The 14,465-nt window shown below is 70.7% G+C and carries 14 protein-coding genes; 10 read left to right on the forward strand and 4 right to left on the reverse strand.

Annotated features, from left to right (window positions below):
- Nucleotides 1-96 precede the first annotated feature (96 nt).
- Entirely contained in the window at nt 97-561 is a 465-nt protein-coding gene (locus ACZ7LU_RS08945; RefSeq protein WP_471916197.1) for a nuclear transport factor 2 family protein, read from the forward strand.
- The gene (locus tag ACZ7LU_RS08950; protein WP_468084676.1) at nt 558-1,445 is read left to right on the forward strand and encodes an SDR family oxidoreductase; all 888 of its coding nucleotides are present in this window, start codon (nt 558-560) and stop codon (nt 1,443-1,445) included. The genes ACZ7LU_RS08945 and ACZ7LU_RS08950 overlap by 4 nt, the downstream gene beginning before the upstream one ends.
- Before the next feature lie 33 nt (nt 1,446-1,478).
- Here ACZ7LU_RS08950 and ACZ7LU_RS08955 read toward each other — a convergent pair whose 3' ends face one another.
- Nucleotides 1,479-2,084 (reverse strand): Dps family protein, encoded by a 606-nt coding sequence (locus ACZ7LU_RS08955; protein ID WP_468084677.1) that lies wholly within the window; start codon nt 2,082-2,084, stop codon nt 1,479-1,481.
- A 242-nt stretch (nt 2,085-2,326) separates the two neighbouring features.
- Here ACZ7LU_RS08955 and ACZ7LU_RS08960 point away from each other — a divergent pair, with 242 nt between their 5' ends.
- Together ACZ7LU_RS08960 and ACZ7LU_RS08965 are read left to right on the forward strand one after the other, a co-directional pair.
- Nucleotides 2,327-3,694, forward strand: a complete 1,368-nt coding sequence (locus tag ACZ7LU_RS08960) for a dihydrolipoyl dehydrogenase family protein (RefSeq protein ID WP_468307223.1) — start codon at nt 2,327-2,329, stop codon at nt 3,692-3,694.
- Nucleotides 3,695-3,699: 5 nt separating this feature from the next.
- Entirely contained in the window at nt 3,700-4,848 is a 1,149-nt protein-coding gene (locus tag ACZ7LU_RS08965; protein ID WP_471916198.1) for a low temperature requirement protein A, read from the forward strand.
- Nucleotides 4,849-4,911: 63 nt separating this feature from the next.
- On the opposite strand, the gene ACZ7LU_RS08970 is transcribed toward ACZ7LU_RS08965, so the two are convergent.
- Nucleotides 4,912-5,634 (reverse strand): alpha/beta fold hydrolase, encoded by a 723-nt coding sequence (locus ACZ7LU_RS08970; protein WP_471916199.1) that lies wholly within the window; start codon nt 5,632-5,634, stop codon nt 4,912-4,914.
- 114 nt (nt 5,635-5,748) lie between these two features.
- Nucleotides 5,749-6,762 carry an alpha/beta hydrolase gene (locus ACZ7LU_RS08975; RefSeq protein ID WP_468307213.1) on the reverse strand — a complete coding sequence of 338 codons (1,014 nt, stop codon included), beginning with the start codon at nt 6,760-6,762 and terminating at the stop codon, nt 5,749-5,751.
- A 330-nt stretch (nt 6,763-7,092) separates the two neighbouring features.
- Between ACZ7LU_RS08975 and ACZ7LU_RS08980 the strand changes: the two genes are divergently transcribed.
- From ACZ7LU_RS08980 to ACZ7LU_RS09005, 6 genes are all read left to right on the forward strand, one after another.
- Nucleotides 7,093-8,997, forward strand: coding sequence for an amidohydrolase (locus ACZ7LU_RS08980; protein ID WP_468307210.1), 1,905 nt, complete (start codon nt 7,093-7,095; stop codon nt 8,995-8,997).
- A 105-nt stretch (nt 8,998-9,102) separates the two neighbouring features.
- Nucleotides 9,103-9,765: a hydrolase gene (locus tag ACZ7LU_RS08985; RefSeq protein ID WP_398304468.1), complete on the forward strand. Its 663-nt coding sequence runs from the start codon at nt 9,103-9,105 to the stop codon at nt 9,763-9,765.
- A gap of 10 nt (nt 9,766-9,775) precedes the next feature.
- Complete coding sequence (locus tag ACZ7LU_RS08990) at nt 9,776-10,306, forward strand: DoxX family protein (RefSeq protein WP_471916200.1); 531 nt, start codon at nt 9,776-9,778, stop codon at nt 10,304-10,306.
- Nucleotides 10,287-11,024, forward strand: coding sequence for a YoaK family protein (locus tag ACZ7LU_RS08995; RefSeq protein WP_471147566.1), 738 nt, complete (start codon nt 10,287-10,289; stop codon nt 11,022-11,024). The genes ACZ7LU_RS08990 and ACZ7LU_RS08995 overlap by 20 nt, the downstream gene beginning before the upstream one ends.
- A gap of 224 nt (nt 11,025-11,248) precedes the next feature.
- Nucleotides 11,249-12,166, forward strand: a complete 918-nt coding sequence (locus ACZ7LU_RS09000) for a pirin family protein (protein ID WP_471916201.1) — start codon at nt 11,249-11,251, stop codon at nt 12,164-12,166.
- Between the two features lie 1,176 nt (nt 12,167-13,342).
- On the forward strand, nt 13,343-13,852 hold the full coding sequence (locus ACZ7LU_RS09005) for a hypothetical protein (protein WP_471147571.1): 510 nt from the start codon (nt 13,343-13,345) through the stop codon (nt 13,850-13,852).
- A gap of 271 nt (nt 13,853-14,123) precedes the next feature.
- Here the strand turns inward: ACZ7LU_RS09005 and ACZ7LU_RS09010 are convergent, their stop codons facing one another.
- Entirely contained in the window at nt 14,124-14,303 is a 180-nt protein-coding gene (locus ACZ7LU_RS09010) for a hypothetical protein (protein WP_471147573.1), read from the reverse strand.
- Between the last annotated feature and the right edge of the window lie 162 nt (nt 14,304-14,465).

Genomic DNA, 14,465 nt, shown 5'->3' on the forward strand with positions numbered 1-14,465 from the left:
CCACTGGAAAAACGGACCAGTAGTCCGTATCGTCGATCCGGACCGCTGGTCCGCATATTAATGCGGGCCGGACCACAGCCGTGGAAGGGCACCACCATGCCAGGCACCTCCATGCCGGACGTGACACCACTCGACAGCACGCCCGCAGGCGTCTTCCTGCACGGAATCGAACTGCTCCTCGCCAAGGATTTCGCGGGGTGGATCGACCTCTGGGCCGAGGACGGAGTCTGCGAATTCCCCTTCGCCCCACCCGGCGCCCCGCGCCGCCTCGACGGCAAGCCGGCCGTCCACGCCTACATGACCGCGTATCCCGACCACATCGACCTCGTCGCCGTCCCGCACGTGGAGATCCACCGGACCGAGGACCCCGATGTCGTCATCGTCGAGATGCGTGCCGAGGGGCGCTCGGTGCGTACGGGCCGGGACTTCGAGATGTCGTACATCGTCGTCGTCACCGTCAAGAACGGGCGGTTCACCCACTACCGCGACTACTGGAACCCGCTGACCGCCCTGGAGATCGCCGGCGGTTCCGACGCCCCGTTCGCGGGCGGTGCGCGATGAGCGCCGCCCGGGCGGACACGACGACGGACGAGCCGATCCTGGTGACCGGCGGCACCGGCAACACCGGCCGCCGCATCGCCGCGCGCCTCACCGCGTGGGGCCACCGGGCGCGGGCGGCGAGCCGACGCCCGGAGCCACGAGCGGACGTCACGGCCCGCTACGAGACCGCCCGCTTCGACTGGGACGACACCGCGACCCACGACCCGGCCCTCGACGGCGTGCGCCGCCTCTATCTCGTCCCGCCGACCGCCGCCCCCGACCCCGCCGCCCACCTGCTCCCGTTCCTCGACCGGGCGCGCAGTGCGGGGGTCGACCGGGTCGTGCTGCTCGGCTCGTCGGCCATCGCGGAGACGGACGACGGGCTCGGCGAGGTGTACCGCGCGATCCGCGAGCGGTTTCCGCAGTGGGCGGTGCTCCGGCCCTCGTGGTTCATGCAGAACTTCACCGGCGACCACCCCCACGCGCACAGCGTCCGGGAAAGCGGTGAGATCGTCACGGCCACCGGCGACGGCCGCGTCGCGTTCGTCGACGCCGAGGACATCGCCGAGGTCGGCGCGCGGGCCCTGACGGACGAGCGTCCGCACAACACGGACCACCTCATCACCGGCCCCCGGGCGCTGAGTTACGCCGACGTCGCAGAGGTCATCTCCCGTGTCGCGGGCCGGCAGGTCCGCCACCGGCCCGTCTCGCGCACGGCGATGCGGGACCGGCTGGCGGCCACCGGCATGCCGGTCCGGTTCGCGGACCTCCTCGCGGGCATGGACGAGTCGATCGCGGCGGGCGCGGAGGACCGGACGAGCACGGCGGTGGAACGCGTCACGGGCTGCGCGCCCCGCTCGTTCGCCGCCTTCGCCGCGGCACACGCGACCGTGTGGCGGCGGTGACGCGCCGGCTCCGTCACCGCCTCGGGGGAGCGCTCAGGCGCGGACGAGCGGGGTGTCGACCAGGTGCTCGGCCAGGAACCACGACTGCAGTTCACCGGTCCTGATCACCTGCGACACCAGCAGGTCGTTCGTGCCGTCGTCGCCCAGCTCGGCGGTCCGCGCGGCCGCGTCGTGCGCCTGTACGAGGATCGCCTCGTGGGCCTCGAGGAGTCGCGACAGCATGGCGGGCACCTCCTCGACGCCGTCCGGCGGGCGCGGGATCGACGTGAGTTCCGCGACGTGCCGCGGATCGCCCACCGCGACGCCGCCGAGGGACTGGACGCGCTCGGCGACCGCGTCGACGATGTCGAGCTGGTCACCGGCGTGCTTGTCCAGGACCAGGTGCAGTTGGTAGAACGTCGCGCCGCGCATGAGCCAGTGGTGCTTCTTGTAGAGGCCGTAGAGGATCTGCGTGTCCGCGAGGATCCGGTTCAGCCGCTGGCAGGAGTACATCCTCGCCTCGTACGACAGGCCGATCGGGAACTGCTTGACCGTGCCGTACTCCTGGATCACCTCGCCCTTCTGGTGCAGCCACGGCTGGCTGCTGCCGTTCACCGCCGGATGGGAACTGCTGCCCGCGGTCCGGATCTTGTCGGTCATGTGTGCCTCCTGCGGCGCTGTGCTGTGTGTGCCGGAGGAACGCTAGGCGCGTCCGCACGGCCCTTCTTGACCGGCAGCGCACGCCGTGCTGCCGATCAGTGCACTGGCGGTGACCTGCGCTTCTGTCGTTCGCTCTCGGGCCAGCATCCGTGCACTGACGGGCAGGGGAGCCGACGCCGCCCGACCTAGCGTCGGCCGCACCGCCCCGACCGTGGGGCGGACCGAGCGGAGAAGAGGCAGACATGAACGCACACGAACGGGCGGACGTCGTGGTCGTCGGGCTGGGACCGGGCGGCGAACACGTCGCGGGGACACTCGCCGAAGCGGGACTCGACGTGGTGGGGGTCGAGGCGGAGCTCGTCGGAGGGGAGTGCCCCTACTGGGGATGTGTCCCCAGCAAAATGATGATCCGGGCCGGCGATCTGCTCGCCGAGGCGGGCCGGGTACCCGCCTTGGCCGGGACGGCGGCCGTGACCCCGGACTGGAACCGGGTCGCCGCACGCATCCGTGACGAGGCCACCGACGACTGGCACGACCAGGTGGCGGCCGACCGCCTCACGGCGAAGGGCGGCCGCCTCGTCCGGGGCACCGGCCGTCTCGCCGGGCCGCGCCGCGTGAGCGTCGGCGACCGTACGATCGAGGCCCGGCGCGGCATCGTCCTCGCCACCGGCACCCGGCCCCGCATCCCGTCGGTGCCCGGCCTGCGGGAAACCCCCTACTGGACGAACCGCGACGCCATGGCGGCGAAGGAACTGCCCGAGTCGATGGCCGTGCTCGGCGGCGGCGCCATCGGCGTCGAACTCGCCCAGGTCTTCGCCCGGTTCGGCTGTGCGGTCACCGTGATCGAGGGGCAGGACCGACTCCTTGCGCAGGAGGAGCCCGAGGCCGGGGAACTGGCCGCCGCGGCACTGCGGGCGGACGGCGTCACCGTGCTGACGGGCGCCCGCGTGCGGGAAGTCGGCCACGGCGACGACCTGTTCACCCTCCACCTGGAAGGCGGCGCCGAGCCGCTGCGCGCCGCACGGCTCCTGGTGGCCACCGGCCGCATCGCGGACCTGGGCGCGCTCGCCGTCGACACCGTGGGGCTCGACCCCACGGCCCGGGCCGTGCCCACGGACGGGCAGCTGCGGGCGGCGGAAGGGCTGTGGGCCGTCGGTGACATCACCGGCCGCGGCGCCTTCACCCACGTCTCGATGTACCAGGCGCAGATAGCCGTCCGGGACATCCTCGGTGAGCCCGGCCCCGACGCCGACTACCGGGCACTGCCGCGCGTCACCTTCACCGACCCGGAGATAGGGGCCGTCGGCCTGACGGAACGCCAGGCACGGGAACAGGGACTGCGGGTGCGCACCAGCGTGCTCCCCCTCGCCTCCTCCACCCGGGGCTGGATCCACGGACCGGGCAACGAAGGCTTCGTCAAACTCGTCGAGGACGCGGACCGGGGCGTGCTCGTCGGCGCCACCTCGGCGGGCCCGGCGGGCGGCGAGGTGCTCTACGGACTGAACGTCGCCGTCCACGCCGAAGTGCCCGTCCACACGCTCCGACACATGATCTACACCTACCCCACCTTCCACCGCACGGTCGAGGCCGCGCTCGGAGCGCTCCGCTGAGCGGCATGCGGGGGCGTGACCCGGAAGAGCGGCACCGGACCGCCACTTCGCTGGAACTCCTCTTCGACCTGTGCTTCGTCATCGCGGTGGCGCAGGCCTCCGCGAGCCTGCACGAGGCGCTGACCCACGGGGCGTCCGCCACCGGGGTCCTGCGCTTCGCGCTGGTCTTCTTCACCGTCTGGTGGGCGTGGATGAACTTCACGTGGTTCGCCTCCGCCTACGACCCGGACGACGTCCCGTACCGGCTGACGGTGTTCGTCCAGATCACGGGGTCCCTCGTGCTCGCCGCAGGTGTCCCCCACGCGTTCGCGGAGGGGGACCTGCGGGTCATCACCATCGGATACGTCGTGCTGCGCACCGCGCTGGCCGCCCTGTGGCTGCGCGCGGCACGCGCCGACCCCGCACGCCGGACCACCGCCCTCCGCTTCGCCGCCGGAGTGACGGCGTGCCAGGCCGGCTGGGTGGCGCTGCTCGTCCTGCCGGACGCGGCCCGGCTGCCCGGCATCGTCGTGCTGATCGCCGCCGAGGTCTCCGTACCGGTGTGGGCCCAGTCCGCCGGGATGACGCCGTGGCACCCCCGCCACATCGCCGAGCGCTACGAGCTGTTCACCCTCATCGTCCTCGGCGAATCCGTCGCGGCCGCCACCGTCGCCGTCCGCTCGGCGTTCGAACGGCACCAGAGCACGGGAGAGCTGTACGCGACGGCGGCGGGCGGCCTCCTGACGGCCTTCGCCCTGTGGTGGCTGTACTTCGCAAGGCCCGCGCACACACTGCTGGCCACCACGCACCGCGCGCACCGCCGCCGCTTCGTGTGGGCCTACGGCCACTACCTGGTCTTCGCGTCGGCAGCCGCCGAGGGTGCCGGTCTGGCCGCGTACGCCGACCATCTCACCGGCCACGCGCAGACCTCGTCCACGGCGGCCGGCGCGGCGGTCACCGTCCCCGCGGCGGTCTTCCTGACCACCGTCTGGGCCGTACACCTGCGGCCCCACCTCAAGTCCGTGGCCGAGTGCGCTCCGTACCCGCTCGCCGTGCTCGGCGTTCTCGGGGCCACCTGGTCCCCGGCGCCCGCTCTGGCGACCGGTGCGGTGCTCGTCGTACTCATTACGGCCTCGGCCTCGGCATCGGCCTCGGCTCCGGCGCCGCGTCGGTGACCAACGCGAGAACGCCCCGACCGTGTCCGTCCGTCGGGCACCGTCGGGGCGTTCTGCCTTGCGTCAGGCCGTGGCGCGCACCGCTTCACGGATCAGGTCGGCGACCTCCTTGGGCCGGGACACGGCGACGGCGTGCGACGCGCCGTCGAGCTCGACGACCGTCGCTCCGGCCCGCTCCGCACCGAAGCGCTGGACGTCGGGGTTGATCGCCTGGTCCGCGCCGGCGACGAGCGCCCAGGAGGGCTTCGTGTGCCACGCGGCACTCGCGGCCTTCTCCGTGAACGCGGCGGCGGCCAGCGGGCGCTGCGCGACGGCGAGCACCTCGGTGACGGCGGCCGGAACGTCGGCGGCGAAGATCTCCGGGAAAGCCTCGGCCTCGACGGTGAACTCGACCGCGGGCTCGGCGCCTTCGACGGGGTACGTCCACTCCGTCAGGTTGCTGCCGAGCGGCGAGAGGGGGTAGCGGTCCTGCAACTCGCCCAGGCTCTCGCCCTCTTCGGTGACGTAGGCCGCGACGTAGACGAGGCCGGCCACGTTCTCGGCGGCACCGGCCACGGAGATGACCGCGCCGCCGTAGGAGTGGCCGACGAGCACGACCGGGCCGTCCGTCTGGCCCGCCACGGAAGCGATGTACGCGGCGTCGGACGCGAGGCCGCGCAGCGGGTTGGGCGGAGCGATCACGCGGATGCCGTCGTTCTTGAGTTCCTTGATGACGCCGGTCCAGCTGGACGCGTCGGCGAACGCGCCGTGGACGAGCACGACGGTGGGGGTGGGCTGAGCGGTCATGATGGGTTCTCTTTGTCGGTAGTCGGTAGTCGGTAGTCGGTAGTCGGTTGTCTGTGGTCGGTAGTCGGTAAGTCGGTAGTCGGTAGTCGGTGGTCGATTGCGTCTCGGGTGCCGTCAGGCGTCGGCGCGGTGGAGAGCCGCCCGCAGGGTGCCTGTGGCCAGCGTGATCGCGGCTTCCGCGGCGTGGGTCTCGCGCAGGGCGTTGAGCATGACGAAGTCGTGGATGATGCCCTGGAAGCGGACGGCGGTGACGGGAACGCCGGCCTCGCGCAGCTTGTTGGCGTAGGCCTCGCCCTCGTCGCGCAGCACGTCCGCCTCACCGGTGATGACCAGCGCCGGCGGCAGCCCGGCCAGCTGCTCGGTGGAGGCACGCAGCGGTGACGCGGTGATCTGGGCGCGCTCGGACTCGTCGGTCGTGTACTGGTCCCAGAACCACTGCATGCCGTCGCGGCGCAGGAAGTACCCCGTGGCGAACTGGTGGTAGGAACCGGTGTCGAAGCGCGCGTCGGTGACCGGGTAGAACAGCACCTGCTGGACCAGCGGCACGTCACCGCGCTGCTTCGCCATCAGTGTCAGCGCCGCGGTCATATTGCCGCCGACGGAGTCACCGGCCACGGCGAGCCGGGCGCCGTCCAGGCCCTTGGCCGCACCCTCCTGGACGATCCACCGGGCGACGGCGTAGTTCTGCTCGATGGCCACCGGGTAGCGGGCCTCGGGGGAGAGGTCGTACTCGGGGAAGACGACCGCGGCGTGCGCGCCGACCGCGAGCTCACGGACCAGCCGGTCGTGCGTGTGGGCGTTGCCGAACACCCAGCCCGCGCCGTGGATGTAGAGGATCACCGGCAGCGTCCCCCGGGCGCCGGCCGGCTTGACGATGCGAGCCCGGACGGCGCCGGTGGGGCCGCCAGGGACGGTGATCCACTCCTCATCGATCGCAGGCTTCTCGATGTCGCCGGACTGCACCTCGTCGACCGCCTTGCGGCCTTCGGCGGGCGGCAGTTCGAAGAGGTAGGGCGACTGGGCGGTCGCTTCGGCGAAGGCGGCGGCCGCCGGTTCCAGGACCGGCTGCACCGGCTGGACCGGCTGGGGAGATTCGACCGGCTGGGGCGACTCGACGACGTCGGACATGTGGTTCTCCTGAGTGTCATGTGATGCGATGCGCCGGTTTTCCGGCGGAAGCCCCGAGGAAAAGCGCGGTGGGGCTGTGGGTCGCCACGCTAAAAGCGGCCGGGTGCCGCCAATTGACCACCAGCGCACCGACGCTGACCCGACAGCGCACGGCAAGAACGGCAAGAACGGCGAGAACGGCAAGAGCTGGAGTGAGTGCACTGTCGGACCGAGAACAGTGCACTGCTGGAAAACACGGCGGATTCGGCCCGCCATAGCGTTGCGGCGAAGCGATGGAGCAAGCGACGGAGCGGTTCCGACACATCAGGAGGTTGTCGAAAGGTGTCCACGATGCCGGTCGGTGGGCTGGTCCCCAGCACCACGGCCAACGCGACGGACCATGCCGCGGGCGACGCCGCGGATCTCGTCGTCCGGAACGCGAATATCCACACCGGGGACCCCGGCCGTCCCCGGGCCGAGGCCCTGGCCGTACGGAACGGCGTCATCACGGCCGTCGGGGACGACAAGGACATGGCGGCCCTGGTCGGCCCGGCCACGAGGGTGGTCGACGCCCTCGGCCGCCGGATGATCCCGGGCCTGAACGACTCGCATCTGCATGTGATCCGGGGAGGCCTCAACTACGTACTGGAGCTGCGCTGGGACGGCGTCCCCACCCTGCGCCAGGGTCTCGCGATGCTGCGCGAGCAGGCGGCCCGCACCCCGAAGGGCCAGTGGGTGCGGGTGGTCGGCGGCTGGTCGGCCGAGCAGTTCGCCGAGCGGCGGCTGCCGACCGTCGCCGAGCTCAACGCCGCCGCTCCGGACACCCCGGTGTTCGTCCTGCACCTCTACCAGGCGGCGGTCCTGAACCGCGCCGCGGTCAAGGCCGCCGGCTACACCAGGGACACTCCCGACCCGAGGGGCGGCCAGATCGTACGGGGACGGGACGGCGAGCCCACCGGCATGCTGCTCGCCGCGCCCAGCGCCCTCGTCCTCTACTCGACCCTGGCCAAGGCGCCGGCCCTGGAGGGCGCGGACAAGAGGACGTCGACCCGTCACTTCCTGCGCGAACTGAACAGGTTCGGCCTCACCTCCGCGATCGACGCGGCCGGCGGATTCCAGAATTTCCCGGACAACTACAGCACGGTCGTCGAACTCGCCGAAGCCGGCGAGTTGTCGCTCCGCATCGCCTATCATCTGTTTCCGCAGACGGCCGGGCAGGAAATCGCCGATCTGAAACGCTGGATCGAGATGGCCCGCCCGGAAGACGGGGACGAATGGCTTCGGCTCAACGGCGCGGGTGAGAACCTCACCTGGGCGGCGGCCGATTTCGAGAACTTCGCCCAGCCGCGTCCGGAACTCGCCCCCGACTACGAAGGGGAATTCGAGACCGCCGTACGCCTTCTCATGGCGCACGGCTGGGGATTCCGGCTGCACGCCACCTATGACGAGACGATCAGGCGCGACCTCGCGGTGTTCGAGAAGCTCGCCGCGGAAGGGCTCTTCCCGGCCGGGAACCAGTGGCTGTTCGACCACGCGGAGACGGTCTCCGCCGACAGCCTCGACCGCGTCGCCGCCCTCGGCGGAGCCATGTCGGTGCAGAACCGGCTGTCGTTCCAGGGCGAGGCGTTCCTCAGCCGTTACGGCCCCGGTGCCGCCGCGGACGCCCCGCCGGTCCGGGCCATGCTGGAGCGCGGCCTGACCGTCGGCGCCGGTACCGACGCCACCCGTGTCTCCAGCTACAACCCCTGGATCGCCCTGCACTGGCTGATCACCGGCCGCACGATCGGCGACCTGGTGGTCCGCCCGCCCCACAACCGCGTCGACCGGCGCACCGCGCTGGCGATGTTCACGGAGGCGGGCGCTGCCCTCACCGGCGAACAGGACGTCAAGGGCGTCCTGCGACCGGGCTGCCTCGGCGACTTCGCCGTCCTGTCCGAGGACTACTTCACGGTTCCCGAGCAGGACATCGCCCATATCGAGTCCCTGCTAACGGTCGTCGGCGGGCGGATCGTCTACGCCGCCGGGGAGTACGAGGGCATCGACGAGGAACTGCCGCCGGTCAGTCCGGAGTGGAGCCCGGTCGCGCACTTCGGCGGCTACCAGGCCGTGCCCCGTACGGGCCGGTCGGGTGCCCGGCAGGCCGAGCTGCTCGGCCAGGCCGTCGCCGAGTCCGAGCAGCACCGGCAGTGGCGTGCGCGGCGCGGCCTGACCCCGGAGACCGAGAACCCCGTCTTCGACCCCTGCTTCAACCTCTGACCCCGCCCCTTGCTGCGGCCTCCTGCCGCTACGGGGCACCTCACCTCAATCCAATCCGTCGCGGACGCCCGTCCGCGGTCACATCACGCCCAGAAAGGCACCCTCATGATGGACATCTCCCAGGTCACCCCGGCGCCCGGCCCCGACCTGCTCACCCCCGACAACTGCGCCGTCCTGTTCATCGACCACCAGCCGCAGATGTTCTTCGGCACCGGCAGCGGTGACCGCACCGCGATCATCAACTCGACCGTGGGACTCGCGAAGGCCGCCAAGGTCTTCGACGTCCCGGTCGTGCTCAGCACGGTGGCCGCCGAGTCCTTCTCCGGTCCGATCCTGCCGCAGCTGACCGAGGTCTTCCCGGATCAGGAGGTCGTCGACCGCACCTCCATGAACGCCTGGGAGGATGCCCCCTTCGTCGAGGCGGTGAAGGCCACCGGCCGCAAGAAGCTCGTCATCGCCGGGCTGTGGACCGAGGTCTGCGTCGTGCTCCCGACGCTCTCCGCCATCGCCCAGGGCTACGAGGTGTACGTCGTCACGGACGCCTCCGGTGGCGTCAGCCCCCAGGCGCACGAGCACGCCGTCCAGCGGATGGTGCAGGGCGGTGCCATCCCGGTGACCTGGGTGCAGGTGCTCCTCGAGCTCCAGCGCGACTGGGCGCGGACGGACACGTACGTCCCCGTCACCGAGGTCGTGAAGGAGCACGCCGGCGCCTATGGCCTCGGCGTGGTGTACGCCCAGGCCGTCATCGGCGCCCACGCGGCGGGCTGATCCGAACCCGATGGACAACGGACTGTTGGTCCTCCGGCTGGTGGTGGGCCTCCTCATCGCCGGACACGGAGTACAGAAGGTGAGCTTCCGGCTGGGCGGCAACGGCCTGGCCGGCGGCACGGAGGAGTTCCGCCACGACGGCTTCCGCGGCGGCCGGCTCACCGCGCTCGCCGCGGGCGGCAGCCAGATCGGCGCCGGCCTGTTCCTGGCCGTCGGCGCCCTCACGCCCGCGGCGGCGATGGCCGCCATGGGCGTGATGACGGTCGCGGCCACCGTCAAGTGGCGCAACGGCCTCTGGGTGCAGAACGACGGCTACGAGTACCCCCTGGTGCTCGTGGCGGTCGGGGCGGTCCTGGTGCTCACCGGGCCCGGCCGCTGGTCGGCCGACCACGCCCTGGGGCTGACCCCTTGGCCGCCCTGGGTGCAGGCCGCGGCTCTCGTGGTCGGCCCGGTGAGCGGACTGCTCACCCGCGCGGTGCTGCACCGCTCGTCCAACACCGGGGCCGGCAGGAGGAGTTCGTATGCGCGCGCTGCTGACTGACGCGGCCCACACCCTGGTGCCGCCGAAGGGCGACCGGCACGGCCCGCTGCCGCCGCTCCTGCTGGCGCTGACCGTGGTGACCGGCTTGGTCGACGCCGTGAGCTACCTGGCGCTCGGGCACGTCTTCGTCGCCAACATGACGGGCAACGTCGTCTTCCTGGGGTTCGCCCTGGCGGGCGCCGACGGCCTGTCGGCACTCGCGTCCGTGGTCTCGATGGTGGCGTTCCTCGCGGGCGCGCTCGGGGGAGGGCGGCTCGGCGCCCGCTTCGCGGCGCACCGCGGGCGGCTGCTGGCCCTCACCGCGGCGCTGCAGGCGGTGCTGGTCGCCGCGGCCCTCGCCGCGGCCGCGGTCTCGCACGGCCGGGTGACGACGCCGGTCCAGTACACCCTGATCGTGCTTCTCGGCCTCGCCATGGGGCTGCAGAACGCGGTCGCCCGCCGCCTGGGCGTCCCGGACCTGACGACGACGGTACTGACCCTGACCCTGACGGGCCTCGCCGCGGACTCCGCACCGGCCGGCGGCGCGGCCCCCCGGCCCGGCCGGCGGATCCTCTCCGTCCTGGCCATCTTCGTCGGGGCATTGGCCGGTGCCGCACTCCTGGCGCACGACGAACTCGCCCTCACCCTGGGGCTGATCCTGGCCGCGCTCGTGGTGACGGCGCTGACCGCCCGACGCGTGTCGTCACCGGAGGCGAGCTGGGCGGGTCCTGTGAAGTGACGGCGGCGCCGCCTCACCCGCTCGCCATGCGGGCCTCTATACGGGGGCTTCCCGTACCGGGTGCTGGGCGGCGCCGCAGGCGCTCTCCTGCGCGTCGGCGTCGCCGGGCGTGGCCTGCTGACGTGTCGCTCAACCTGGACGCCATGGCCGTATCATCAGCCATGTTTGTTGAAAGTAAAAATACCGTCATGTCTTGGTGGGGTGGAGTAACTGTGGAGAGCTCGATGAGCAATGCCGTACAGGCCGAGGTCCTGTCCGCCCGTGACGTCCCGCTGGGCGGCCCGCGCTCGATGACGGTGCGTCGCACGCTGCCGCAGCGGGCCCGGACCCTGATCGGCGCCTGGTGCTTCGTCGACCACTACGGCCCCGACGACGTCGCCGACACCGGCGGCATGGACGTGGCGCCCCACCCGCACACCGGCCTGCAGACGGTGAGCTGGCTGTTCACCGGGGAGATCGAACACCGCGACAGCCTGGGCAGCCACGCGTTCGTCCGCCCCGGCGAACTGAACCTCATGACCGGCGGGCACGGCATCAGCCACACGGAGGTCTCCACGCCGCGCACCACCGTGCTCCACGGCGTCCAGCTGTGGGTGGCGCTCCCCGACGAACACCGGCACGCCGACCGGGACTTCCAGCACTACGCGCCGACCCCGGTCCAGGTGGACGGCGCGGAAGTCCGGGTGTTCCTGGGAGAGCTGGCGGGCGACACATCCCCGGTGCGAACCTTCACGCCGCTGCTCGGCGCCGAACTCGTCCTCGAACCGCACGCCACGACCACGCTCACCGTGGACGCCGGGTTCGAACACGGCCTCCTGGTCGACCAGGGCCGGGTCACCATGGCCGGAACTCCCCTGAGCCCGGCGGAACTCGGCTACCTCGCTCCGGGCCACGACACCCTGACACTCACGAACGAGACGGACATCGCAGCGAGACTGATCCTCCTGGGCGGCCCGCCGTTCGGCGAGGAGATCATCATGTGGTGGAACTTCATCGAAAGGTCACACCAGGATATCGCGCAGGCGCGTTCAGACTGGATGACCGGGGCCCGGTTCGGTGAGGTCAAGGGTTACGACGGAGATCCGCTGCCCGCTCCAGAACTCCCGTCCGTGCCCCTGAAACCCCGGGGGCGGGTGCGCTGATCTGCGCGGATGCGTGTTGCAGGCGGTGCCTGAGTGGCGCATAACTTGGTGACGGAGCCGATCGATCGCCGTTGAGACCAAGACCTTGAACGAGGCTACGGGGGGTGGCTCTGGGGTCCAGGGTGTGATCTTGTGTGGCAGGGTCTGGCAAAGCCAATGCTGGCCCAATGCCGACCTACCTGATGGGGCGTCAGGTCAGCTGATGACCCTGTGCTCGTAGGTCCAGTGCGTCTGGGTGTCGCCGTCGGCGGGAGAGGCGCGCCTCAATGCTGACCTCTCTCGCGGCTGCGGTGGACAAGATCCACAAGAGGGCCCCGTCAGCTGCGCCTGATGTACCAGCTGACGTGGCTAGTTGTAGACACTCAATAACCTCAGTCGCCCAGCAGCTTGACGGGCGCCCGCCTTGCCTCCCCCGGCCTTCCTTTGGCGTCCCGCATCGAGATTCGATGCTGCCCCAGTTGGGGGTGAGAAGCCGCTGCTGAGGCGGCCATACCAAGAGGGTGAAGATCGGACATGTGAGTCCCTGGCGTAGAGGAAATGAGCTGTCCCGGTCCGTTTTGCCCCCTGTCGGGAGAGGAGGGTGGGGGTAGGACGTTCCGGCCGTGTCGAGCTCCCCTCCATAGCCGGTGCAGTCCGACCGTGGGTGTCGGCGTTGCGGGAATGCGTCGGCACCCACGGAATACGGGCGGAACAGGGGCATGGTCACGAGCGCGGGACCGGACCATGTCCGCTGCCCCGCATGGCATCCATCGCGCGGACAGGGATGAGCGGTGGTGGGACGATTCCAGGGTCCGGTCGCCGCCGGGTCGCGGCGGCGACCGGAGGGCGCGAGGCATCGAGGCTCCCCTGGGCCGCGCTTCGCGCGAGGCGCCCTCAGGGTGGCAGGGCCGCGGGAGTTGCCCCGCCGCCACCTGGAGAGGGGGCTGGAGCCACGTGGTCGGTGATGCGGCTCCAGCAGGCCTCACAAAGACGGTCATGTCTCGGGGGCTGGGAGCCTGGGGCGAGAGTAGAGGGGCAGCCGCTGGTAGTCCCCCTCGGTACCCCGACCTTTCGCGAGATCACCGCCGAACCGCCGGCCCTTGCCGTGACACTGGCGAGTTGCCGACCTGCCACAGACGAGTCGTCGGCAACTGATCACCGCCGATGGCCGAGCGAGCTACGAGGGAGACTGCTGAAATGGCTTCTGCAATCTTCGGCTTCGTGGGAGTCCTGATCGGCTCCCTCATTACGTCCGTCTTGACGATCTACAAGGACAGACTCGCAGCCAGGCACGAGATCAAGATTCGCGACGAACAGTACGAGCGAGATCGCCAAGTCGCTCGGGATGCTTTCCATAGAGAGAGCACTCTCGCCCTGCAGACAGCAGTCTCGAACCTGTTCAAGGCTGTCTACGAAGAGCTTGACCGAATGCTCGCTGAACTTAACGAATCAGGCTCGTGGCCTACCCGCCAGTGGGAGACACCAACGGCTAAAGGCTGGTCGGAGGCTGTGCTGCAGCTTCAGCTCTCGGCAGCCCGGGTCCATGACGAGAGCCTGCGTGAACTCGCCAAGGAAATTCAGCTTGTTGCAGGTGACGCAATCTGGGCGCCAGACCCCGCCACCTCGCGCCAGCACTGCGAGCGCCTGGAGCCGTTGCACGTTCGGCTCAACGACACCGCTAACAGGATCTTCGCTTCGCTCTTCTGAACTCATCCTGGCAGGCTGACAATTGTGTTGGCATCGCCATGACCCGAGCCACGGTTCTGGCGATAGGTCAGAGAAGGCTTGAGGACCGACCATTCCTCATCGTTGGCGTCCGAGGGATAGTGCCGCTGCCGCATCCGCGCGCCCCCTTTCAGGGCATCGGGTCGAGGGTGGCCTCGACCGCCCTGATCTGGGTGACGATGTACTGCACCCGCTTGTCCTCCGGAGCGTGTGCGGCCTGCGGGGCGATCGTGGCGTCGCCAGACGGAGGGCCTTATAGGAGACGCCGATGTCCGGCGAACATCTCCAGCGTCGCCCGCACCCGTAACGGTTCTTCCTCCGTGGCGGGCTGCGAGCCGCCGTGTGGACGCAGCGGCTCGATCTCCAAGGCGTCGTCCCCGGGTTTGAGCTGGATCTTCCTCTCGTCCAGGACGAGCTGCCGGTCCTCGGCCACGAACTCCTCGCACCGCTAACGCGTCAAGCTCCCGGCTTTCAATGCCTGCGGACATCGCACCCACTGCACAACAGGCCGGAGCACGGCATCTCTTGGCCGTGGAGAGGACCTCCGGTCCGTCCGCCACTGGCAGAACCCGACTGCCGGCCCCCCGGCGGAAGG

It is taken from the genome of Streptomyces sp. NPDC039462, from assembly GCF_055639375.1.

What these genes read in the sequence shown, in the direction of transcription:
- ACZ7LU_RS08995 (WP_471147566.1), top strand. Translation starts at nt 10,287, where the DNA reads ATGCGCGCGCTGCTGACTGACGCGGCCCACACCCTGGTGCCGCCGAAG.
- ACZ7LU_RS09005 (WP_471147571.1), top strand. Translation starts at nt 13,343, where the DNA reads ATGGCTTCTGCAATCTTCGGCTTCGTGGGAGTCCTGATCGGCTCCCTC.
- ACZ7LU_RS08975 (WP_468307213.1), bottom strand. Translation starts at nt 6,762, where the DNA reads ATGTCCGACGTCGTCGAGTCGCCCCAGCCGGTCGAATCTCCCCAGCCG.
- ACZ7LU_RS08945 (WP_471916197.1), top strand. Translation starts at nt 97, where the DNA reads ATGCCAGGCACCTCCATGCCGGACGTGACACCACTCGACAGCACGCCC.
- ACZ7LU_RS08990 (WP_471916200.1), top strand. Translation starts at nt 9,776, where the DNA reads ATGGACAACGGACTGTTGGTCCTCCGGCTGGTGGTGGGCCTCCTCATC.
- ACZ7LU_RS08960 (WP_468307223.1), top strand. Translation starts at nt 2,327, where the DNA reads ATGAACGCACACGAACGGGCGGACGTCGTGGTCGTCGGGCTGGGACCG.
- ACZ7LU_RS08950 (WP_468084676.1), top strand. Translation starts at nt 558, where the DNA reads ATGAGCGCCGCCCGGGCGGACACGACGACGGACGAGCCGATCCTGGTG.
- ACZ7LU_RS08980 (WP_468307210.1), top strand. Translation starts at nt 7,093, where the DNA reads ATGCCGGTCGGTGGGCTGGTCCCCAGCACCACGGCCAACGCGACGGAC.
- ACZ7LU_RS09000 (WP_471916201.1), top strand. Translation starts at nt 11,249, where the DNA reads ATGAGCAATGCCGTACAGGCCGAGGTCCTGTCCGCCCGTGACGTCCCG.
- ACZ7LU_RS08970 (WP_471916199.1), bottom strand. Translation starts at nt 5,634, where the DNA reads ATGACCGCTCAGCCCACCCCCACCGTCGTGCTCGTCCACGGCGCGTTC.
- ACZ7LU_RS08985 (WP_398304468.1), top strand. Translation starts at nt 9,103, where the DNA reads ATGATGGACATCTCCCAGGTCACCCCGGCGCCCGGCCCCGACCTGCTC.
- ACZ7LU_RS08965 (WP_471916198.1), top strand. Translation starts at nt 3,700, where the DNA reads ATGCGGGGGCGTGACCCGGAAGAGCGGCACCGGACCGCCACTTCGCTG.
- ACZ7LU_RS08955 (WP_468084677.1), bottom strand. Translation starts at nt 2,084, where the DNA reads ATGACCGACAAGATCCGGACCGCGGGCAGCAGTTCCCATCCGGCGGTG.